Annotated in this window: 19 protein-coding genes and 1 tRNA gene; 1 reads left to right on the plus strand and 19 read right to left on the minus strand. The window is 42.9% G+C overall.

Annotated elements, in window-relative coordinates; translation table 11 throughout:
* Positions 1-159: 159 nt before the first annotated feature.
* The 11 genes from GKZ87_17175 to GKZ87_17225 form a co-directional block, all read right to left on the minus strand.
* The gene (locus GKZ87_17175) at positions 160-852 is read right to left on the minus strand and encodes a hypothetical protein (GenBank protein QSI27091.1); all 693 of its coding nucleotides are present in this window, start codon (positions 850-852) and stop codon (positions 160-162) included.
* A gap of 50 nt (positions 853-902) precedes the next feature.
* On the minus strand, positions 903-1064 hold the full coding sequence (locus GKZ87_17180; GenBank protein ID QSI27092.1) for a hypothetical protein: 162 nt from the start codon (positions 1062-1064) through the stop codon (positions 903-905).
* A gap of 97 nt (positions 1065-1161) precedes the next feature.
* Positions 1162-1599, minus strand: coding sequence for a GNAT family N-acetyltransferase (locus GKZ87_17185; GenBank protein ID QSI27093.1), 438 nt, complete (start codon positions 1597-1599; stop codon positions 1162-1164).
* 59 nt (positions 1600-1658) lie between these two features.
* The gene (locus GKZ87_17190; protein QSI27094.1) at positions 1659-2258 is read right to left on the minus strand and encodes a DUF1349 domain-containing protein; all 600 of its coding nucleotides are present in this window, start codon (positions 2256-2258) and stop codon (positions 1659-1661) included.
* 61 nt (positions 2259-2319) lie between these two features.
* Positions 2320-2724 (minus strand): hypothetical protein, encoded by a 405-nt coding sequence (locus GKZ87_17195; protein ID QSI27095.1) that lies wholly within the window; start codon positions 2722-2724, stop codon positions 2320-2322.
* A gap of 66 nt (positions 2725-2790) precedes the next feature.
* Positions 2791-3000 (minus strand): hypothetical protein, encoded by a 210-nt coding sequence (locus tag GKZ87_17200; protein ID QSI27096.1) that lies wholly within the window; start codon positions 2998-3000, stop codon positions 2791-2793.
* Positions 3001-3052: 52 nt separating this feature from the next.
* On the minus strand, positions 3053-3385 hold the full coding sequence (locus GKZ87_17205; GenBank protein ID QSI27097.1) for a DUF3784 domain-containing protein: 333 nt from the start codon (positions 3383-3385) through the stop codon (positions 3053-3055).
* 146 nt (positions 3386-3531) lie between these two features.
* A complete protein-coding gene (locus tag GKZ87_17210) occupies positions 3532-4191 on the minus strand; it encodes a helix-turn-helix domain-containing protein (protein QSI27098.1) in 660 nt (219 codons plus the stop codon).
* A gap of 28 nt (positions 4192-4219) precedes the next feature.
* The gene (locus tag GKZ87_17215) at positions 4220-6031 is read right to left on the minus strand and encodes a thioredoxin (protein QSI27099.1); all 1812 of its coding nucleotides are present in this window, start codon (positions 6029-6031) and stop codon (positions 4220-4222) included.
* Between the two features lie 29 nt (positions 6032-6060).
* Positions 6061-7239 (minus strand): FAD-binding protein, encoded by a 1179-nt coding sequence (locus tag GKZ87_17220; protein ID QSI27100.1) that lies wholly within the window; start codon positions 7237-7239, stop codon positions 6061-6063.
* Positions 7240-7399: 160 nt separating this feature from the next.
* Positions 7400-8845 carry a hypothetical protein gene (locus tag GKZ87_17225; protein QSI27101.1) on the minus strand — a complete coding sequence of 482 codons (1446 nt, stop codon included), beginning with the start codon at positions 8843-8845 and terminating at the stop codon, positions 7400-7402.
* Between the two features lie 478 nt (positions 8846-9323).
* Between GKZ87_17225 and GKZ87_17230 the strand changes: the two genes are divergently transcribed.
* Positions 9324-9400, plus strand: a tRNA-Arg gene (locus tag GKZ87_17230).
* 277 nt (positions 9401-9677) lie between these two features.
* Here the strand turns inward: GKZ87_17230 and GKZ87_17235 are convergent.
* From GKZ87_17235 to GKZ87_17270, 8 genes are all read right to left on the minus strand, one after another.
* Positions 9678-10460, minus strand: coding sequence for a phosphonoacetaldehyde hydrolase (locus GKZ87_17235; GenBank protein ID QSI27102.1), 783 nt, complete (start codon positions 10458-10460; stop codon positions 9678-9680).
* Position 10461: 1 nt separating this feature from the next.
* Positions 10462-11556, minus strand: a complete 1095-nt coding sequence (gene phnW, locus GKZ87_17240) for a 2-aminoethylphosphonate--pyruvate transaminase (GenBank protein ID QSI28007.1) — start codon at positions 11554-11556, stop codon at positions 10462-10464.
* A gap of 94 nt (positions 11557-11650) precedes the next feature.
* Positions 11651-14257: an ABC transporter permease subunit gene (locus tag GKZ87_17245; protein ID QSI27103.1), complete on the minus strand. Its 2607-nt coding sequence runs from the start codon at positions 14255-14257 to the stop codon at positions 11651-11653.
* On the minus strand, positions 14250-15002 hold the full coding sequence (locus GKZ87_17250) for an ATP-binding cassette domain-containing protein (GenBank protein QSI27104.1): 753 nt from the start codon (positions 15000-15002) through the stop codon (positions 14250-14252). Before GKZ87_17250 ends, GKZ87_17245 begins: the two co-directional genes overlap by 8 nt.
* Before the next feature lie 934 nt (positions 15003-15936).
* On the minus strand, positions 15937-17340 hold the full coding sequence (locus GKZ87_17255; protein QSI27105.1) for a cation:dicarboxylase symporter family transporter: 1404 nt from the start codon (positions 17338-17340) through the stop codon (positions 15937-15939).
* Between the two features lie 409 nt (positions 17341-17749).
* The gene (locus tag GKZ87_17260; protein QSI28008.1) at positions 17750-20275 is read right to left on the minus strand and encodes a diguanylate cyclase; all 2526 of its coding nucleotides are present in this window, start codon (positions 20273-20275) and stop codon (positions 17750-17752) included.
* Positions 20268-21893, minus strand: a complete 1626-nt coding sequence (locus GKZ87_17265; protein QSI27106.1) for an auxin-responsive protein — start codon at positions 21891-21893, stop codon at positions 20268-20270. Before GKZ87_17265 ends, GKZ87_17260 begins: the two co-directional genes overlap by 8 nt.
* Before the next feature lie 5 nt (positions 21894-21898).
* Positions 21899-22429 carry a hypothetical protein gene (locus GKZ87_17270; protein ID QSI27107.1) on the minus strand — a complete coding sequence of 177 codons (531 nt, stop codon included), beginning with the start codon at positions 22427-22429 and terminating at the stop codon, positions 21899-21901.
* Between the last annotated feature and the right edge of the window lie 240 nt (positions 22430-22669).

Here is a 22669-nt window from a genome sequence, read left to right on the forward strand (position 1 = left end):
TATAGAGAATACAACATTTTTTCCTTTGTATACAATTTTTCCAGCAATTTTCTGATAAGCATCCGTCACCGTTTCCTCTATTCCTCTTTCATACAGTCTGCCCGTATTTCTAAGATGAACTGAAAGCTATCGCTTAACTGATGTTATTTTTGATACAGACTATTTATATCCATAAATGGTATAAACTCCATTTTTTAATTCATATGGTATCGAATATTTTTTTAGGATTTCAGTAAATTCCTTTTCACAATCATACCATACTTTCTTTTTTACCAACTGTCCACCCTCTTCCGTAAAAAAGCGCGGTCTAACTTTTAACCATTCAATCGCTTTATAGTTTAAGAAATTAAAGCTTTCCTCATCCAAACTGCAAAAGCAATTTGGTCCTTCATTTTTAATAAGATATTGGACATAATCTTCTGAAATGTAGTTACTGTCATCAAAAAGAGTTTTATATTCATATGGGGGAATAAATGGCAATTCCTTGCGCATTCCTATACGTAATTCTCGCCACTTTGTGTTGTTCATAAAGCTTGCTAAATTTCTTTTTGTGATGATATCCAAAATTATCTCTTTTTCGGTTTTTTTGGTAGTATATCTTCCATTAGAAATATCCTTTGCCATTCTTTCTACCCAAATCAAGAGCTGTTTATCATTCTTTTTGAATCTTTGACGGGTGAATATATAACCGTCACGCTCAATCGTTAATGAATACATCCAATCCTTTTGTATTTTTAAGCATACACCATCAGGCCAGCGAACAGAGAGTATACCATCCTTTTGTCTTTTACCACTGCCAAAATCTACAGCATTGAAACTTGTATCTGGTATTGTTGTTCCATCTGTTTCCATGTTCGTCACACCTCCTATCTTGTATCAAATTCTGATTTCCCTTTTCTTTTCTATGATATAGGATTGTAAACCTTTCTGACAACTATTCTTATATCTTCTGTTTCTGCAATCTTATCTCTGGCATTATATTCTTTATAAGCAAAATTGTTGTTACATCCTGTCAACATGACACACATAAACAACACTAAAAAGTAGCTACTGGCTCTTTTCATAATACATTCTTCTCCTACAACTTCTAGATTTCTTTTTGATAAACTGGGATTTTGCACTGTGAGGTATGCTCATAATCTTACAAATCAAAGGGATTTATTAAAACCATTTACACTTAATAGTAAAATTATTAGCATCACGGTAACCCGCTTTTCCATAGTACTTCTCATGCATTTGATCTTTTACAGCCTGTAATTCTATTCCCGCACCACCTTTTTCTTTTACTCTTTTTTCAAGCTCTACAAGTAACATACTTCCATAGCCTTTATTCTGCTCATTATGTGAAATCACAATTTCTTCTAAAGTATATGCAAAAAGATCACCATATTGTTTGAAATAACCTATCACAAACCCTATTGCCTTATTGTTGCAGTCCTTCATAATAAGTGCATAATTATCGTTGATACTAAATAACTGCCGTATACGTTTTCCTGCCGTTTTTTCTGTCCAGCAGTTTCCCTCGTATACGTTATATTGTTCAATATAAAAGGGTAGGACAAGCCCAATATCATCCTGTAACATTTCACTTATTTTCATATGAACCTCCTTCGGAAAATAAATTTTAATTTATAAATTTGCAACCTTAATTCTGCTGATTAATCAGGTTGCTGACCATCATGTGCTTTCCACATACATTCTGTCAATTTCATATCTGTGAAAACAGCCTTGAAAGAGGAATCCTCTGGTGAACAAGCATATACCCCGAATCGAATTCGACCTCCTCCGTGATACATATGACATACTCGCATTTGTTTGAATCTTATTCCATCCTCGGAGCACTCAATACAATAATCATCCTCTCGTCTACTCAATCGATACCAGATAGACTTTACAGAAGCGGGAATCTCTGTTGTTGCCCAATCGGAATATCCATTATTGGTTACTACACTGCCAAGATGCTGAAACTCTTTATTCTCATATTCGACAGATCCTTTTAACCAGTTTTCACTATCAAGATACATAACAATTCCACATTGATCAAAGCGATTATGACTTTCTTCAAAATTTGTTTTTACTATAAAACTGAAGAATTTTTTATCTGTTTCCATTTGCAAAACAGGGGCATTATCATTCTGAAAGTGATAATAAGTTCTCTGCCATAAATCTGTTTTTGGTTTTGTAATGATTTCAATTTTGTCTTCTGAAATGCTATAATCTCGTGGTTCTCTTGTCCACTTAACTTTTTTCATATCCATTTCAATTTTCCTCCTACAAGTTCTAATTTCCCAGTTCAGTAAACTGGAATTTGTATATAACTTAACTTTCATCATGGATATTTTCTAATCCATATTTATTTACTAATAACAAGTAACAAAAACCTAGTAAAGTTCCAACTATACCGTATATAGCATCTATTATATCAGTTGTGTTCATAAAACCCATTACTGTTTCACATACAATATTTGCGATAATAATAAACAAGCCCAATATAATTATTTTTTTAAATGTCATTTTTTGCAAAATCCAAGTAAAACCAACACCTAAATAGAATATTAAACTTAATGCAAAATTTGAAATATGAGAATTTATTTCTGCATTGATAACTACTATCTCATTATTGAAAGCACTTATCCAACGTATGATTGCTAGTATAGCAGCAAATAAAATTAAACAATTATACATGATTTTTATTATCTTTTTGGGCTTTAATTTATCGTTCATTATCTTACTTTGCTCCCTTAACAAATTCTAATTTTCATTATTCTATATTACTCTAATAAACTAGAATTACTCTTCTATTTTATTAAAAATCACCGTTTCCTCTTTCATAGATATTTTACCAGCTTGATAACCATACTCCATTAGTTCCTTTTTATATTTTAAAAATGAATGGTCTATGGCTATCCCTGCAATGTCAGCAATTTCATCAAAAGTCAATTGAATCGACTGATTTCCATTTTTCTGTACATATTCCCACAAAGAATCATATTTACTCATTGCTTTATTCTCCTTTTCAAATCAAATACTTTAATTGCGAAATCGGTATTGATTATTTTTTATATTTCCCAAATGCTTTTTCCTCATCAAAATGTACATCTCTAAAAAAGATAATTAGCCATATAATACATGCGATAATCGCTATATATTGCGTAAATAAATAAGATAAGATAGCGCCAATCCCCCAAATAACGGCCCATATAAGAAATAAATTTCTTTGGTCTTGACTCATTTTTGCTTTATCGTATGACTCTCTTTCTTTTTCAGATAGAGAATTAAATCCGCTGATCAGTATAGCTCCTCTCTCTTTTAAAAGTGTAAAAATAAGAGCGAGCATTAGAAAAAACAAACAGCCTATACTACTCACAATGCAACCAATATTCATCTATTCCCACCTCCGCGAAATTCTAATCTTTACTTACATTTTATCATATGGATAATGGAAAGTCATTGCACTTTATAAATGGGTAAAAAAACAAGCCTTAACGATCTGCATACAAGCATGCAGCTAAGACTTGCTTTTCTTAATAATTACAGAATATCCTCCAGCTTTTTCTGATCCAGGAGAATCAACACGTGTCCGTCAATCCGAAAGATTCCCTCCTTCTCCATGCGCTTCAGCTCCTGATTTAATGAGGAGCGGCTCACATGCAGGGTATTCGCCCAAATTGTCTGAGAACGTGGGAGGGGAATCCGTTCATGCTCCGATAAGTGATTCATGCTCAGCAGCCAGTATGCAACACGCTCCTGTATCGTCTGATACATCAGACAGCTCAGCAGCATCTGGTTACGCAAACCGCGTTTTGACAGATACAGCATGAAGGCCTTCATCATTTCCGTATCCTCCTTCAGCATGTCCTCCATATCACTTACATGCATCCAGGCAACCGTCGTCCGCTTTACAGCAACCAGTGTATACGTATACGTTCGCTTCCCTGTAAAATACAGCAGCTCCGGAAATACATCATTATCCTCAAAATAAGCACTGCACAATACATTTCCCTGACTCGTATACTGCTCAGCCTTTAACACGCCCTCTACAACCAGACCGAAATAATCAATCGGATCATTCAAAGAACGCAGTACCTGCGAGCTTTTGTATGTTTCATACCGCAGTTTTTTACCATATACCGTATGCCGCATACAGCGATGGGCAAACATTGGTAACAAAGCAGTCCCATCCTTTGGCATGAGCATCACCCTCTCTATCTACAGGACCTCAGGCAAACGCCGCATCCAGGAAATCACAGATATCATCATAATCGTGCTCCCCGTTAAAGCGCTGCATTTCCTCACCGTTTCGATATACCGCTACAACAGGAATTCCCTGCACATGGCATGCCGTAACAATATCCTTGTTGGCATCCACATCAACATAGCGAATGATAAAGCTGTTCGCATATTCCTCCTGCAAAGCCTCCTCCAAAATTGGATGCAGTGCCTTGCAATGAACACAGCGTTCCGCACCGAATAAAACCAGCACCGGCTTTTCCGTGATCTTTAAAACCTTGTCATTCCACTCCGACATACCTGTCACCGGTTCAAAAAGCTCAGTATCTATGGAGAACACCTTTTCCCGCTTACTCATATCCTCTTCATCATCCGTCGCTACACACAGTGCCACATCCGGATAATACGGCAGTGTTCCTTCCACATCAATGACCTTCTTAGCTCCCAGTGCACCGGCATTCGGCATACGGAAGGTAGTATTGTCAATGCGTGGTATCGCTATTTCCTTAGGTGTGGGCTCCTGTGGTACATAGCTGTATGGATAACGGTAGGCTCGATAGATCATATTATTCTTCGGCCCTGTTTCATTGTGTGTATAATACGGGGAAATCCATTCCCATACGATTTCATGCTCCGGTGTTACCTCTATTATACGTCCATCGCTTCCTTCTGTCACGAGGGTATTTCCATTTGGAAGACGCTGGGCGCTGGATACATAGGGACTATAGAACTTACTGGCATCGGTTGGAATCGCATGATTGAGCTCCTTGGGTGTCAGCTTCCATACAATTTCCAGTGTAACCGGATTGAATTCCAATACACGGCTGTAATCACGCAGGGCGTTTTTAGAACCGTTTTTACTGCCCGGATTCGGTACTCCATAGCCGCCCCAGCCGCCATTATCAAACACCATAAGATTTCCTTCTCCCGGAAGGCCCTTAGGAATCATATGGAAATGATGCTGTCCGATAATCCAGCCCAGCTTTTTCAGCTCTGGTGTCGCGTTGAAATCCGGACCGATTTTCCATACAATTTTACCGTTTTCTTTATCCAGAATCGCCAGAATATTCGCTTCACGGCAATCGAATATGATATTATCAGGCTTAAAGCGCAAATCTCCGTGATCGTACCACTTATTCGGCCCCAGATAGCTCATGCAATTCACATGGAGATAATCTCCCACACCACCGTCACTGGAACGCATGTTCGGATCACGGGCGAGGATATTCTTTGCGGCTTCATCAAAGCCCAGCTCATCAAAATGATCGGAAATTGACCATTTCCACAATATATTGCCTTCCCAATCCACCTCAATCATTGCATCATCCAGCAGTTTTTTATCAGATATCGCCGGGTTTTTAATCGTCTGATGAACCAGAATCAGGGTATTTCCTTCCAATGGTTTGGCATCCATCCCCGGTACATAATACCCCACAGGATTGCCTTCCCGCTGGTAGTCATGATGCTGCCGTGCCATCCAGCGGTGATCTCTGCCGGGATCGTTGATATTCTCAAATTTATCAAACTCCCAGACAATATTTCCATCATAATCAATTTCAATCAGATTTACACCGTCCTGCATCCCGTAATCCGGGTGACGATAGCCGCTCAGTCCCATGACATAGCCGCCAGGTAAAAGTTTGGGCGGCATAGCGTGCATATTCCATCTGCGTATTTCATTTCCATTCATATCAAACAGCAGTACGCCATCATTGATCAAGGGTACGATCGTGTACCCGTTCCAACACTTTTTTGGATCATATACCGTTACTCCATGTGGAAATACGAAAGGCTGTCCCATATTTCATTCCTCCATTCTCTATGGTTTTCTTATGCCTCTTTAGCATTCTTTTTTATCAGCTTGCCATTTTCAAACATCGCACTGGACAGAGTTCCATCCATTTGCAGCAGCTGATACAGCAGAGTTTGTCTGGTGATATCCTGACGCACCACCTTATAATCATCCTTTAATGCTTCCTCCAGCTGTGTTACCTGTTCAATCTGTGAGCTTTCATACGGGTTATAAAACAGGAAAGCAACTCTGCCGGAATCCGGTGTAAGTATCTTTTTCAGCTGCCGGCGTTCACTGACATAGCGCTCACTTGCGGTTGCTGCGATTGCCCCGTCTGCCGCCGATGTTACTACCTGCCGCAGGAAGGTCTGTGTACAATCACCAACTGCATAAATTCCCGGAACATTTGTTTCCTTTTTCTCATTTACAAGGATATAGCCCTTCGGATCACAGGCAACCAGATTCTGCACAAACTCTGTCTGCGGTACCATACCGACGAAGAAGAAAATACCATCGGCTTTTACTTCCCTTGTTTCTCCGCTTACGACATTTTTCAGAAGCAACCCGCGTACCTCCTCCTCCCCAAGAATTTCCTGCAGGGTGGTGTTCCATACAAAATCTATTTTCGGATTGGCGAATGCCTCCTGTGCAGCTACCTCGTTACAGTCAAGATGGCCTTTCTCATGCAGAACGATTACGGTTACCTTTTTTGCGAAGTTTGTAAGATATCCGCTTTCCTCGATTGCCTGATCACCGGCTCCTAGCACATAGATTTCCTTATCCTTGAAGAATTCCGCATCACAGGTAGCACAATAGGCAACCCCGTGTCCGGCAAGCTCTTTCTCATTCGGAATACCGAGGACCCTCGGCTTTGTCCCCGTATCCAGAATCACACAGTCCCCGATAATATCACCGCGGCGCTTTGTGTGTACAAGAAAGGTACCATCCTCCATCACATCCACTGCCGTAACCGTCGTCCGTTTAAAGGTATTGGTGGCATAGGCCTGTGCATGCTCCTTAAACTTCTGCATCAGTCCGGCACCGCTGTCTGTGATCACACCCGGATAGTTTCGAATTTCACGGGTATCGTTGATTCTTCCTCCAAAGCTTCCCTTCTCAATCACAAGCGTTTTTCGTCCGGCTCTGCCTGCATAGATTGCGGCTGCCAGACCGGCAGTGCCTCCGCCGATAATGATGACATCATAGCGTTCATCCATAATTGCCTCCATTCTCTCGCCAACTGCGAGTACGTATATTCAGCAAACAGCTTATTACTCATAAGACTGATTTCTGTTTCTCTTATTCCATATTGTATGGCCGCTATCCTTATAGAAGCCTTTTACACATAGTACAGCATTCACCACTTACTCCTTTGCGTTAAGGATGAAGAATATGAATTTCCTGTTCCTTTTTTCTTCCTGCACCAAACACGACCCAGAGAACGCAGATCAGTGTCAGCAACAGACAATAATAGGAAGAAAGGAAGATTTGAAATGGTGTAATTACCGGCAAATAGCTGTGATTTGCGGCTAATTGGTTGATTACGGTAACTGCCCCCATCACAAAGGCACTGTTGATTGGTATGATTGCCGTAATGTTTGTCGTCATTGCAGTTAACAAAATGCTTCTGCGGGTTGGAGAAATATTGGCTTTTTTTCCAATCGTGTCCGCAATATCCTTAAACATGAGAATAGATGGCAGCACACAGCCTGCCAGCAGAATATTGACAATCCCGACACCGATGGAAATTACAGCCTCAGCACCGTAAGGGTGCTGAATCGCCCTTCGTGAGGTGAGATAATTACAGCATTTCTCCATCATACCACCCTCTACAGCAATGGAAATCAGCCCATACAGTAATATTGTGGAAATGATGATATCGACAACACCGGATATCCCGTCAAACAGAATACCGTGCAGCTCCTGGGTGTCGTAATGAATATTGATCAGATCGGATGGCTGAAACAATCCAGTCGCCAGTCCAATCACAATGCCTGTAAGAATTGCATAGGTGACACCAACAAACAAATCACTTGTTTTAAAGCAGATGATCAGCAGCAATACAATCGGAAGCAGCATCCACAGTCCCCTGGGATCACACATGCTTTGTAACAGCTCTGGATTCTGTGCAGTACCGCTGGATCCAAAAAAATAAAACAGAACAGCGGATACAATCCCTGCGGCGATAAGATACGGAAGCCGCTCCTTCATCGTCTGCAGCAGATCGGCACTTTTGTTTGTAACAGGATCATGCTGAGAAGCAATCGTCGTATGAATGACCTGAGAGCTTGGGGAGAGTGCATCCCCAAAGAATATGCCGCTCAGCATAGCACCTGTCAGAATCGCAGGATCAGCGCCCATCAGCACCCCTGCCGGATAGAAGATTGGCACCACTGCAAGAAGTGCTGCAATCGGTGCACCTGCGCCCATGGATATGAGTGAGGATACAAGAAAACAGAAAACAGTAAAGCTTCCCCCACGCAAATGCAGATGCATACCGACCCATACGAATCCGGAACCGATCTGTCCGACTGCCAGCAGCTTAGAGAAAATGCCGATAACCATAAAAATCATGATCAGTCGGGCATTTCCATATTGGGCAAGACCGCATACAATCGCATTCCAGTAATCAGCCTTGCTGGCGCAAAGGAGGAATCCGACGAGTATGGCAAGGATTGCCGCCAGAATCAGCGCCTTCATAGAATAATAATGGAAACAGATCATGATGATACCGCTCAGTACGACATACAATACGATGGGTACGACGGCGAATTCCTGATGCATATGGAATTTTAATAAAGCGTTTACATCGTTCTTTTTCATATAGCCACCAACCTTGGATCCACCATAATGATACCACTCCCTTTTTTTCGGTACGTGTTGGGAATCCAACACTTTTCTACTTTTTGTGAATAAAATAACAAATTAAAAAACAGTGTTTTTTCACAAGAAAGAACAGGGTGAACAGTACAGAATATGAACCATTTACCACATTGAGAACAAGGTACTGCCTACAAGTGACCGATTATGGAATAAAACAAGGACATGAGGAAAAGCCATAAAAGAGCGCTCTGATTTACACTACAGCATTTATGCAACATTGTTTCATACTATTACAATATAATTTATGACGCTTTACATAGCATATAGTTAAAAAACTGCAGTATATAAAACCGCAGCTCAGTATCCATGATAGATCTGCTCTTTCATCTATGGCAAAAGCAAACAGTGAAGTTAGCAAAATAGAAATTTACAGTAGCCGTCCCCATAATTTTATGTTATAATAAATCCTGCAAATGATGTGCCCGTAGCTCAATTGGATAGAGTATCAGATTCCGATTCTGACGGTTGCAGGTTCGATCCCTGTCGGGTGCGCCAGAATATTATAGAAGCCCTGTTGTACAGGGTTTTTTTCTATTTTAGATATAGCAGCACAGCGTTACTATACGGCGTTTTTATATAAAAAAGCCACTATCAAATCATCACGCATCTTTCCTGCAAAGCACAAGACTTATAGCTTCCGCTGAATCTAAACAATATGAAAAACGTACAGCCTATCCTTACGGCTCATATTCCTATTCTCATAGAATTGCTTAACAGCGCCTGTAGTATGAGACCTCATATTTTCATATAAAAAGCCCGCTGAATGCGGGTTCTACTGTTTATTCAAACTTTCAATCAGTGCGGGAAGCTCCTGTATTCCTGTCAATACATAATCTGCTCCTGCCTGTATATACTCCTTACGCAGACGCGCGCATAACGCTTCCTTTTCCTGTGGACTGTATGCCTCATACTCCTTTTGCGTCAATCCCATGAAAGAGCTGCCCTCCAGAATACCGACCGTAATCACACCAGCCGCAACACCCTCTTTGATATCGGAAATTGTATCCCCTACCTTAACAGCTGCGCGTACATCTCGGATATGCAGCTGCTTCATATTCTCGAAAATCATATATGGATACGGTCTGCCAAAGTTATCTACACTGTTCGGTGATATCCAGAAATCCGGTGCATAGCCCTTTTCCTTTGCGACCCGTGTCACCACCGCCATCATTTGATCAGTATATCCGGTGGTAGAGCCGATTGCCAGCCCCATATCCCGCAGCCTTTTCACCGTTTCCACAACATATGGCTTCGGATCCGCAAACTGATCCAATATGCTCATCAGCTTTTCTGTAAAGCTGTCGTGCATGGCATCCACATCTGCCTCCTCTGCTGCGCGGCCGTGTGCAGTCTTCCATAAATCTGCGATTCGCGGCATTTCCAGCATTGTCCGGATGTGATCGCGTTTCAGCATCCCCATCGGTTTTCTAGTTTCCTCCATCGTGACCTTCATACCAAATTCACGAAATACATCCATGAACGCCTGAACCGGGGCGAAGCAGCCATAATCCACGGTTGTTCCCGCCCAATCAAATATAATTCCTTCTATTTTCATATCAGTTTCCTCTGCTTTCCATATATGCCTTCATAATTTCTGTTAATTGAAGAATATCCTCTTCATAGATTTCACCAATCGTTCCAATACGGAACGTATCCTTATCTGTCAGCTTTCCCGGGTAGATTGCATAGCCGCGCTCCTTGATAAAGCTGTACATCTGTGCAAAATCAAAATCTGTATCCGGATACAGGAATGTCGTGATAATCGGGCCCTGTACTGCCTTATCCACATAGGGCAGAAAGTCCAGCCTGCCGAATTCCTCAATCAATACATCTCGGTTATGTGCATAGCGCGCACCTCTTGCCGGAATGCCGCCCTCCTGCTTTAATTCCTCCAGCGCCTTGGCAAAGGCCAAAACGACATGCGTCGGTGACGTATAGCGCCATTTTCCATCCTTCTCCATTCCGACCCACTGATCGTACAGATCCAGTGAAAGACTGCGGGCACAGCCTTTGGAGGCAAGCAGCTGGCTTCTTTTTGCGATGATAAAGGAGAAGCCCGGTACTCCCTGAATACACTTATTGGCAGAGCTGATAAGAAAGTCAATATGCCACGCACTCACCGGTATATCCACACCGCCAAAGCTTGACATCGCATCCACGATAAATACTTTTTGATATTTCCTGGAAAGCTCACCTATCGAACGGATATCATTTAATATCCCCGTAGTTGTTTCACTGTGAATCATTGCGATATGTGTGATTTCCGGATGCTTCTTCAATGCTTCCTCTGCCTTATGCTTATCCGGTATCTTGTCATAATCCTGTGTGATATGGACACAGGCTATATGGTGATAGCGGCACATGCTGGCGATGCGTTCTCCATAAGCACCATTGCTGAGCAATAACAGACAGCCATCCTGTGGGATGACACTGGAAATTACACTTTCCACACCGAAGGTACCAGAGCCCTGTAGAAGTACAGTTGTATAGTCCTTTTCACTTACGTGTGCCAGCTCCAGCAGCTCCTTTCGAATCGTCTGTGTTATCTGCTTGTAATCATCATCCCAGGTACAGTGGTCAAATAGCATTTCCTGCTTTACTGTGTCCGTTGTTGTCAGTGGACCCGGTGTTAATAGCTTGTATGTTTTCATCATTTCCTCCATTTCCCGTTGTATGCGGGTACAAGGCTTGCATGAGTGCAGCTTCCAATCATTTTACAAAATGGAATTGCTCTCAAACATTTCCTTATTTTCTACAGCCTTCAAAGAATGCCTGATGCTGTTCTAACAGCTCTACGCTTAATGCTTTTTTAAATACCTTCGGATATTTGCTGGCATACGCTTCCTCCACCTGTTCTCCCTCATACAGAGCCGTTGGATAGGTATACAGAATATCCCTTCTTCCGTTTTCCATCATACAGCGCGCCATCGCCATTGCCGTTTTATTGACATTCTCCTTTTTCACCACAGCAATGCTTTCCGTCAGTGTATAATTTCCCTCAATAGGATCGATGCAATCGATTGGAAGCCCCTTTTCCTTATCCGCAAGTGCCTGATGCCGCAGACCAAAGGCGATGCCGACCTCTCCAGAACGTACCTTTTTTAAAGGGCCGGAGCCGCTGGATTCCAGATGCGGACCGACATTATCGAGAATATCACACAGCAGCGCATGTCCTTCTTGTTCTCCGTAATTATCTAAGATTGCCTGTACCAGCAGCCATCCGGTACTGCTTGCCTTGATATCCGGTATGGATATATATCCCTTGTAAATGGGATTTGCAAGATCCTTTATTGATTCTGGGACAGGCAGCTTTTGCTCCTTCAGCACTCTGGTATTGACAATCAACGCCCCCTCCAGTGCCGTCAGTGGTGTATCATAATCGGAATATGTTTTCAGTGTCGGTGTGGGAAAGGTCAGCTTCTCAAACATTTCATTTTTCTGTTCAGCACTGTCTATATAATAGGTGCTCATCGTTATGATATCCGCCTCCAGATGCTTTCCCTCCGCCATGATTTTTCCACCGAGCTCACTTGTACCAAACGACTGCAGCACATACTGGTCCTGAAAGCCGTTTTCATCCAGTGCGTGCTGTATTGCCATCAGTGCCTCCTCATCCGCATTGGAATAAATGACAACCGGCTCTTTTCCCTGCCCGAATACAAGGGTGAAGATCATAACGCCTGCGGCAAGTACAGCAAGTGCCGCTTTCTGATAGCGTATACGCCGTGATACTGCTTTCTCCTTTTCCTGTGTGAGAAGGATCAGGATGCCCTTGACCAGCAGATTGGTTAAGAGAATCAGCAGTGATAATACAAAAATCTGATCGAACTTGGCAAAGTGCTGGAGCTCCTTGATTTTAGTTGTCAGCACAGCTGTTTTTGCCCCGACAATGAAAATCAGTGCAGAAATCGTCACCATGGAATTGATAAAATAATAGCTGAACATCTCCAGAATCGTGCTTTTGGAATTCGGTACGACAACTCTGCGAATTGTTTTAAACCAGCTGTCTCCCATCAGCATAGCTGTTGTTTCATAGGAGGTATTCAATTTTCCAAGTGTATTCTTCGCCATCACATACGGTGTGGAAAAGAAGTGAATCATATTACATAGAATAATAATCCAGAAGGTGCTTTGCAATGAGGTGGAGCTGAAAGCAAACAGAAATGCAATACCGATCACCATACCGGGAATGGTATTGGTGATGCTGCTGATTGCGTCTATGCTCTTTTTACATAATTTAGGCAATGCACTTCTCGTCGTTACCAGTGCACAGCCATAGGCAAGCAGTGTTCCGGCAACTGCAGTTCCCAGCGCAACAAGAATGGAATTACGATATACGGATAACAGATTGGCACTGGACAATGTATCGGTAAAATGCTGCAGGGAGAAGCTGATATCATACGGCCATTCCTTCACAAACGGCAACAGCAGGATAACGGCAAACACCAGAAGAACAGCACAGCCTGTCAAAACAGAGACCGTACGGCAAAGCACATCGCGTATCCTGTTTTTCGGCAGCTCTATCACACTCACCTTGTTATATCGAACATTATAGCGATCCAGATAATTCAAAAGTGCAATACTGATGATAGAGGGAAGAAGCATCATCATGGCGACAACCGCCCCGTTGTTGAAGTTTGGAATAGAGCCGAGCATCTCGTTATACAGCGTTGTTGCCACAACCTCAAATTCTCCACCGACCGCAGCCGGTATTCCAAAATCGGTAAAGCTCAGAAAGAAAGCCTGAATAAACGCGGCAGCCAGTGTTGGTATCATCGGTGACAATGCCGTAATCCAGAAGCGTTTTCCTCCGGAATCCCCCATGATTCTGGATACGATAATAAATTTCTTATCAATGAATTTCATCGTATTATTCACAAGCAGAAATGCAATGGGCAGTGTATAGATCACATATCCAATCAGCAGACCGTAAAATCCGTAAATATCGAACAGCTGAACATGCAGTAGCCTGGTAAGCAGTCCCTGCTTTCCAAACGTATAAATAATGGCAAAGCCATATGTGATGGTCGGCAGCAGCATAGGTAAGGTAGCAATGCTGTGGATTCCTCTTTTCAGACGCTGCGACACATTTGTGTAATTGATCGTATAGGCAAGCAGAAATGCAAGCAGCGTTGTGAACAGCGCACTGATGGAAGCTGCTAAGAAGCTGTTTTTAAACGCGTGTACAAGCCTTCCGCTGGAGAATACGTCAACGTAGTGCTGGAATGTCAGCGATGTTCCGCTTTCAAACGATTTATACAGCAGGATTGCAACCGGCATGAAAAGAAATACAAGAAATAAAACAGCTAAAACAGCATACAGAGCCTTTAGCTCCAACTGCTTTTTATGCATACGCTTCTCCAAACAAGGTAAAGATATTATTCCGCTTGATTTCCAGCTGATTCAAGATAAATTCCTTTACAAAGCTGTTTTCCGGATGCTCGATAATATCTCTCGGTTTTGCATATTGTGAAATCATACCATCCTTCATAATGAGAACCCGGTCAGATAAGGTCAGTGCCTCCTCCGGGTCATGGGTTACGATGATGGTCGTCAGCTGAAATTCCTTGGCTATCGTCTTGATTTTTTCCTTAATACTTTCCTTAATGACCCCATCCAGCGCACTCAGTGGTTCATCCAATAAAAGAATCTTCGGCTTCATGACCATGGTTCTTGCCAGTGCCACACGCTGCTTCTGTCCCCCGGACAGCTGGTCGATGTGTTTATCCAGATGCTGGGAAAGGCCAAGCAGCTCAATCAGTTCATTTACCTCCTGCTGTGTGGAAATACCGGGCTTGTTTTTCAAGCCGTAGGTGATGTTTTCATAAGCGTTCAGATTTGGAAACAGGGCATAGTCCTGAAATACGATATTAAAGCCCCTGTTCTCCATGGAAACGCCGGTCACATCCCGACCGTCAAACACAACACTTCCGCTATCTACATCCGTGATTCCCAGAATGCAATTCAGCAATGTTGTCTTCCCGCTTCCGCTTGGCCCCAGAATGGAAACAATTTCCCCGGTTTCTATAGACAGACTGATTCCATTGAGAATCATTGTCTGGTCGTATGACTTTTTCAAATTCTTCAGTGTCAGCATACTTCACTCTCCTCATCGCGAACCTTTTGTCCGCTTGCATCCATTATAGAAAAGTGGAAAAAGATTACAATAGCTTTCATAAAGTGTTAACGGCCTTTTTACCATTCCTTAACATTTTATAAATTATGTAAATTTTCAGTTATTTTTAGAGTTTTCACTCGCTTTTGTTCACATTAAGGCAACACAAAAAGCCTTTATTTAACAATTTTGTAAATAAAGACAGTTCTTCGTTCATATTTCAAAAGGAAAAACAAAAAATGAAATTTATCATCAAAATCACTGAAAGCCTGATAAATGTTCATCCCCTGTGACAAGAGTAAGGCATCTCCAACGTTACATAAAGGCATCATATACAATGCAACCAGGAAGCCCAATCACAAAAAACAACAGAAGCTACTGCCGCTTTTCATGAATTTAACGCAGACATAGCTCCTCCCATACATACAGCTCATAACAGAGAGAAGCAACCTGCGGGATACATATATGACCAAAATCAATGGAATGTATACAACAAGCATATTCAGCCTTTCCTTCTGCCTCTGTTGTCATTTCCTGTAGGCTTTAGGCAATTACTCCCAAAATACTGCCAATATATTCCCAAATTGCTTCAAGCTGTACTTCTGTCTGACAGGCTAACGGCTCATAATTTCCCCACCGCCTTGCTTTATGCTTAATATCACACATGTATAGGGAGCTGTTCCTGTAGCCGTATGCAGGTTCGTTTAAAGACATTTTGTATCCATACTATACGTTTCCTGTGCAATCGCTTTAAAAAATGTTACATACAATCGAGCAAAATTTCATAAATAAAATAACAAAGGATCGCCTGCGAATTATATCGTCACTGCCTGTCAAAAAAAAGCGGACACCAGTGCATGTATGGAATCCGCATATATTTTGTAATGCTGTGTATAGAGCCGCTGATTTTCTGCTTTTACATATCCTGCAGCGGATCTGTCAGCTCTTTGTCATGATAGCGTTTCATATCCATTAAATCCAGCTGGCGGTCAACCATGATAGCATTGGTCAGAGAACCGGATACATTCAGCATGGTACGCATCATATCAATAATCGGATCAATAGCCAAAATCGGTGTGATATAGGCAAAGGAGGACCCCAGCCCTACACCGGATAAAGAAACAGATGCCGCCATGGTACTGGTTCCTGGAATCCCTGCTATACCGATAGACCCGATGGTGATAACGATAACGGACATGATGATCAAACTGATATCAATCGGTGTTCCGCTGGTATTTGCTACATAGACGATCAGCAACGCCGGGAATACTCCCGCACAGCCCTGCATTCCTGCAGTTGTCCCAAAGCTGGATACAAAGCTGGCCGTTCCCTGGGAGACACCGAGCTTCTGCGTCAGCGTATCAATCGTTGCCGGCAGAACACCAAGCGAGCTGCGGGATGTAAAGGCGAGCAGTAATAGAGAATAGCTTTTTTTCAAATAGATAAGCGGATTGACCTTGAAAAAGGAAAGCGCAACAAGCTGAATAAGCAGTTGAAGGATGCAGGCCACATACAAAATCACGATAAACTTACCAACCTCCAGAATACTGTCAAGACCGCGCTGTGCAATCGTATTCGCCAGCAGTGCCAGAACAGCATACGGCATTCCTTTGATAATCGTCATGGCGATACTGATGATGATTTTATGCAGCGCATCAATCAGCTCATAAAACACCCTGATCGTATCGGGATATTTCTTTTGCATACGGCGGGCTGCCAGACCGAAAAAGGCAGAGAAAATTACCAGACCGACAACATTGCTGTTGACCATGGCCTCCACCGGATTAGCCGGAATCAGATTACGAAGTGTTGTAACTACAGGAACGACTTCCTTCATTTCCCCGCCGGAAATAGACGTAGAAACGCTGCCGCCTAGTTGAAAGACAATACCCAGCGTCAGGCCGACAACAGCAGCCACTGCCACCATTCCCATCGTAGTGATGATACTGCGGTTTACCAGCTTGCGCACATCACCACGCTCATCCATATGCAGAATCACATGGATAATGGAAACCATCACGAGCGGGATCACCAGCATTCGGATAAAATCAATAAAGCCGTTTCCAATCAGAGAATACCATAATGTTGTTTCCTTCACAAATGTAATCTTCATCGGATCGGACGCAAAGCCGGATACCGTCTGCATGGCTAAACCAAGCGCAAGACCCAGAACCGTCGCAAGCAGCACCTTGCTGGAAAAGCTGAATTTCTTTTTTGGTAGCTTATATACTGCAAAAGCCAGAAGCAGATATGCGATGATGAATAGTATGGATTTCCATTCACTAATCATCAGAAACTGGCTTAGAAATACGTTTTTCATAAAACCCCTCCTCGTTTGTACCTGACTATTATATACAAGCAGCTTTATATTTTCAAGTCATATGCTTACTGCTTCCTTTATGTTATGAACAGGAACCGCGGTTTTATACCACTTAGTGTATACTATGAAAATTTTTAGTATGCAGAAAGGATGTTTTTACAATGTTTTGTCCTTATTTTCAAGTGGACTCTATGTATTTCCCAGCTTTAGAAGTTAACCGTTACTGCTTCCCTATGATTATGATATATATCGTAAAAATCCATATTAGGGATAATGAAAAGATGCAAAATCATTTCATCCAAAGTGATCCTGCATCCTATGTATATAGTTAAGGTCTTGCTTACTCTTACTTATCCCGTCTTTTCTGTCGGCCTATGTTTCTTTACGCTTCGGGCTTTTTGCCAATACCTCATACAGATATCTGTTCCTCCTGAATGGTTATTGTATGCTCCTTCAACAGCTTCACAAATACCTCCGCAAGATAAGGGTCAAACTGCCTGCCCGCCTGCTCTGTAAGCTCATGAATCGCATAAGACAGGTTACAGGCATCCTTATAGGAGCGTGTTGAGGTCATGGCATCAAAGGAATCCGCAATACATAAAATACGTCCTCCCAGAGGTATATCCTCCTTAGCGATTCTTCTAGGATACCCGTGCCCGTCCCAGCGCTCATGGTGGGAAATGACAGCAGGAATTACATAATCCAGAGAAGGCAGATACCGTATGATACCGATTGAGTTTTCCACATGTCCCTTCATGATTTCATACTCTTCCTTTGTCAGTCTGCCATGCTTATTTAAAATATCCTCACGGATACCGATTTTTCCGATATCATGCAGAAGTGCCGCCTCTCTTATAATTTCCACAACATCCTCCTTCAAGCCGATGGCATAGGCAAGCTCCGTGGCATAGTAGGCAACATTTTTGGAATGGGTAAAGGTGTAATGATCCTTCGTATCTATAGCGGCAGTCAGTGCATAAATAGTGGACGCATATTCGGAATAGATGCTTTCCTTATCCTGCTCCTGCCGGCTTGCGGATACTGGTTCACTTTCCTCCTCATTATAGATGACAACGCGGTTCTTTCCTTTCCGCTTCGCCTGGTACAATGCCTGGTTTGCATACTCCTCCAGCTGCTTCGGATTGCTCGCAAGCAGTGGAATCGAAGCGATGCCAAAGCTTCCGGTTACCACCTTTAACGCATAGCCCTCCTCTGCCTTATTCATATTCATAATCTGTTGACGAATCATTTCTGCCAGCTTTTTCGCATCCTGCAGACTGCATTCCTCTAACAAAATCGCAAATTCCTTACCGGAGATGCGTGCTGCCACAGCATTGCTTCCCAAAACACGCCGCATAATTTCCGCGGCCTGAGCAATCGCCTTATCGCCTTCCCTTGTTCCATACAGCTGATTATACAGACGCACATCATCCAGACTAACGAGAATCAGCGTTAGCGTGCTGTCTTTTTTTCTGGCATTGTATATCTCATAAAAATTCTTATAAAAATATTTTCGATTCAACAGTCCGGTCAATTCATCACTGATCGCTTCATGATACGCCATTTCATACAGCTGTGAATTTTTCAAGGCAATCGTGGATATGGAAGCCACAGAGGAAAGAAAATTCAATTCATCATAGCTAAAGGATGCTTTTTTCACCTTACGGCTCAGCAGCATCATACCAATCAGCTCCTGCTCCATCAAGGGTACGATGCATTCAATATGCAGAGAATCAAACAGCTCTTTTTCCTGTTCCCACATGGAGCGATAGCCTGCCGTACGCTTGAAATCCCGATACAAAAGACAGTCTGCCTGCTGTTTTAATACAGACAGAATTGGATTTCCCCCGTCAATGGCATAATTCTGCCGTTCCAAAGGAGCATTACCATACAGGATATGATATCCGCTCCCCTCGCTGTCCTTCATGCATACATACACCCTGCTCACATCGATCGTATCGGTTATGACCTTGCAAATATCCTCTGCAATTTCCGAAACGCTCAGTGTTTTGCGTACGTTCTGTGAAAAAATCTTCAGACTGTCCGCCTGCTGCTTCTCCTCTCTGATAAACACCGTATCAATGAATCTTTTCAATAAAGAATAAATGAAGGCTGTTGCCAGCGTGAACAGCAGAAATACAAGAAGCAGAGAATAGGCTGCGAACGGCTTGAAATTCTGATCGATAAAGGAACGCATCGGCAGCAGAAGGTTACTGAACAAAAGAACGGTGATACCGGCGGAAATCGCATAGCAGTTTCCCCGTGATACAAGCAGTGTCAGCTTAAACAGCCTGCGTTTATATAAGACATAAAAGAGCAGAAAGGCATTGATAACACCGCTTAGGATATCCAGTGGAAAGCCCTTGAACACATCCAGCATGATCAGACTGTTTCCCATAAGCAGAATACCAAAGCCTGCCAGAATGGGCAGAAACTGATGACGCAGCAGCTCACTGTCACGCACACAGCGTAAAACCATCACCACGATTTGTAAGAAGCATATAGCAAACAGTGCCGCCATAACATAGGTACGCCATGTAAAATCATATAGAAAGACCGTTGCCCCATGCAGATTCACAGGCTGCGGAGCTGCCAGAAAGAAATGTGTCCGTGTGTTGATGATACTCATAACAACGGAAAAAGCCAGCCATACATAACAGAAGCCATCCCTTGTCCTACCACTGAAAATCGCTGTAAAATTATAAAATACATACGGTAGAAACATGAGTCCCAGTAAAGAAACATCATACCAGAAGCGCACGGATGGACCAAATTGCATACGCATGGCAAAGGAGCCGCCCGTCCATAAAATCATAGCTGCAAGCAGCAGCATAAAGGAGCGAATCAGCCTGGTTTTCTCACTGGCCGCAAGTGCCAGAAAGAGATACAGGTAACAAACCAGTGCCATGATGGAGATGGATGCATAGCTATTCATATCGATCACCCCGGTTTCTGTCATAGGACTCCTGCTGCAGGGCCATCAGCTGATACAGCTCATGCTTGGAAGGATTTATGACATCCGGTTCATGTCCGTAAGCCTGCTGAAAGCGTGCAAACGTTCCGATTTTCAACAGTGTGATCTGCAATGGCTCTATACCGAGGATCTTCTTTAAATCCTTATAATCCTGATCGACATGCCGGAAATAAACAGAAAGGTGCTGGCGCAGTACCTCAACAGTAATCGCTCTTTGTCCTGCGGATGCCTGCTCGATTTCCACATACAGATGGACAAACGGTCTTTGCTTCTGCAGCTCCTTACAGGCGCAATAATGTTGAATCGGCAGGCCGGAAAGGGCGATCACCTGATCGATGGATGAGCGTGTGATACGGGTAAAGCCCGCAATATCAATGACCTCCGGTACGCGGTCTATGTATTTGAAGCAGGGAAGTGTAATTTTTTCACTGCGGTTATCCAGAGAAACACAGCGGTACAGATCACCTACCCGGTACCGCATAAAGGCCCCGCCCTTAAATACACTTAATATGATTTCATAGGTTTCATTCACACTGACCTCATCCAGTAAACAGGTGCGTGGCTGATATCCGGGCTGTTCCTTCATACGCTGCCGCTCACTCATTGGCAGAAATTCATAAAAGCAGGCATCCGGAAAGAAATACAAACCGTTTCTGTTCCATATTTCCGTACCAATCAGTGTCGGCTCTGTTCCGGCAAAGATTTCCATCGGACGAATTCCCCACAGCTCCTCCAGATCATCCTTATATAAATCATTATCTGTACCTGCCACCATAAAGCCCTTGAGCTGAAAGAGATCCTTTGGCTGCAGACTGCGTTTCTCCTTATGACAGCGCAGCTTTGCCTTTGCGAGCACTGCCAGACGGGAAAGCGGCAATGAACGAATAGAGAAGGAGCCTTTGGATTTGCTCATGCTGTCCAGAGATTTGCTGATGTAATAGGTGACAGAGCCAAGACCGAAGAAATAATCAATTCCCTTTCCCAGTCCCTGCTTGAAGCCGGCCTTATTCCGCTGGGAAAAGGACAGCTTAACCGCTTCCTTTACAGGCGGCAGGAATTCGATATCCGTTTCCTGCTCAAATACAAGGGAAACCAGTCCGGTCGCATATGGCAAAGGCGCAAGGCCGTAGAGAATCGTATCCTTCTTCTGTACATGAAAATCCCCGCGCTTTGCGCTTGTTGATAACAGCAGACACGCAATGACATTGCGTTTGAAATTGCGAAGCATGCTTTCTGTATACGGCGCCACCTTTTCCGGATGACTGCCACCCTCCCAGGTTGTCTGTATCCACAGCACAGCCTCCTGCGGCAGACAGGAGGAATCTCTGCCCAGCAGCAGCTCCGCATAATCCGCATAGTCTGTTAATGGAATATGCTGTTGAAAATCTTCAAAGGTGGAAAGCGGCTTCCCTTTCAGAATGGATTGTCCCAGCGCACTGTTTTTCCACAGCTCCAGCTGCTCCTGCAGCAAACGGTGCTGTATGAGCATAAAATCCTCTAATGAAAGCTCCAGAAAGCCGCAATATTCCTCCCATATTTCTTCCTTGGTGTACGTATTTCGTTTATCTTCAAACCTCATGGAACTCACCTCCATGTCTTTCTGCACTGCCGCAGAGACTTACCAGTTATCATCAGAAATGGTACTTCCTGTCTATATTGTACGTAATCATCGAACTGTCTGGGAAAGCTCACGATATCCTGAAACAATATATACGTCAGATTGCCCCCATTGCACAGCAATGCCACATACAGAAGATGGATTCTCTGTATTGCCAGTACTAAGCACACGAAGCTGAACAGCATCATCCAGAAGCCGGGATGCCTGCATAAGGCATATACACCGCTGCGGCATACACAGCGATGCCCTTCTGTAACATAGGTATCGGAAAAGGGCAAGGCAAAAAACAGCACGTAGATCAGCAGCAGGGCAAACAGCAGCGCCCCAACAAGCGGCAGCCACAATACTTCGTCATGCCAGCACACAATCACCGTATGAGTAACGGCTGTGAGTATGAAAACACAGCCCAGGAAAAAGGATGGCTGAAGCCACGGAGCGTGTAAGAACAGCTGATTGAAATCATAAAGGAAAAACAGTAGAAATGCGAATACTATCATAGTATAGTCGATCATGGCGGGTTCCTCAAAACTTTCTTTTTCATACTTTTTTGTTCTGCAGTATCATCATACATGGAACTGGTAAAGATTTCAATATTTTCATTCTATTTAATTATGGTTTTTTATAACTTTCATTTTCAATTATTATAAAGAAATTTACACAAATATAAAAAAAGATGGTATCATAATAAATTACCATCTTATATATTCCATCCTTATCCTGTTCAGAATCAGCATCGG

The sequence above is a fragment of the Erysipelotrichaceae bacterium 66202529 genome, from assembly GCA_017161075.1.
GTDB lineage: Bacteria > Bacillota_I > Bacilli_A > Erysipelotrichales > Erysipelotrichaceae > Clostridium_AQ.

Bases quoted from the DNA above. Each gene is read 5' to 3' on its own strand.
- GKZ87_17205 (QSI27097.1), bottom strand. From the start codon at position 3,385: ATGAATATTGGTTGCATTGTGAGTAGTATAGGCTGTTTGTTTTTTCTA.
- GKZ87_17185 (QSI27093.1), bottom strand. From the start codon at position 1,599: ATGAAAATAAGTGAAATGTTACAGGATGATATTGGGCTTGTCCTACCC.
- GKZ87_17175 (QSI27091.1), bottom strand. From the start codon at position 852: ATGGAAACAGATGGAACAACAATACCAGATACAAGTTTCAATGCTGTA.
- GKZ87_17245 (QSI27103.1), bottom strand. From the start codon at position 14,257: ATGCATAAAAAGCAGTTGGAGCTAAAGGCTCTGTATGCTGTTTTAGCT.
- GKZ87_17210 (QSI27098.1), bottom strand. From the start codon at position 4,191: ATGCCAAAGGATGGGACTGCTTTGTTACCAATGTTTGCCCATCGCTGT.
- GKZ87_17215 (QSI27099.1), bottom strand. From the start codon at position 6,031: ATGGGACAGCCTTTCGTATTTCCACATGGAGTAACGGTATATGATCCA.
- GKZ87_17265 (QSI27106.1), bottom strand. From the start codon at position 21,893: ATGAGGTTTGAAGATAAACGAAATACGTACACCAAGGAAGAAATATGG.
- GKZ87_17255 (QSI27105.1), bottom strand. From the start codon at position 17,340: ATGAAAAACGTATTTCTAAGCCAGTTTCTGATGATTAGTGAATGGAAA.
- phnW (QSI28007.1), bottom strand. From the start codon at position 11,556: ATGAAAACATACAAGCTATTAACACCGGGTCCACTGACAACAACGGAC.
- GKZ87_17180 (QSI27092.1), bottom strand. From the start codon at position 1,064: ATGAAAAGAGCCAGTAGCTACTTTTTAGTGTTGTTTATGTGTGTCATG.
- GKZ87_17190 (QSI27094.1), bottom strand. From the start codon at position 2,258: ATGGATATGAAAAAAGTTAAGTGGACAAGAGAACCACGAGATTATAGC.
- GKZ87_17220 (QSI27100.1), bottom strand. From the start codon at position 7,239: ATGGATGAACGCTATGATGTCATCATTATCGGCGGAGGCACTGCCGGT.
- GKZ87_17195 (QSI27095.1), bottom strand. From the start codon at position 2,724: ATGAACGATAAATTAAAGCCCAAAAAGATAATAAAAATCATGTATAAT.
- GKZ87_17270 (QSI27107.1), bottom strand. From the start codon at position 22,429: ATGATAGTATTCGCATTTCTACTGTTTTTCCTTTATGATTTCAATCAG.
- GKZ87_17225 (QSI27101.1), bottom strand. From the start codon at position 8,845: ATGAAAAAGAACGATGTAAACGCTTTATTAAAATTCCATATGCATCAG.
- GKZ87_17200 (QSI27096.1), bottom strand. From the start codon at position 3,000: ATGAGTAAATATGATTCTTTGTGGGAATATGTACAGAAAAATGGAAAT.
- GKZ87_17250 (QSI27104.1), bottom strand. From the start codon at position 15,002: ATGCTGACACTGAAGAATTTGAAAAAGTCATACGACCAGACAATGATT.
- GKZ87_17260 (QSI28008.1), bottom strand. From the start codon at position 20,275: ATGAATAGCTATGCATCCATCTCCATCATGGCACTGGTTTGTTACCTG.
- GKZ87_17235 (QSI27102.1), bottom strand. From the start codon at position 10,460: ATGAAAATAGAAGGAATTATATTTGATTGGGCGGGAACAACCGTGGAT.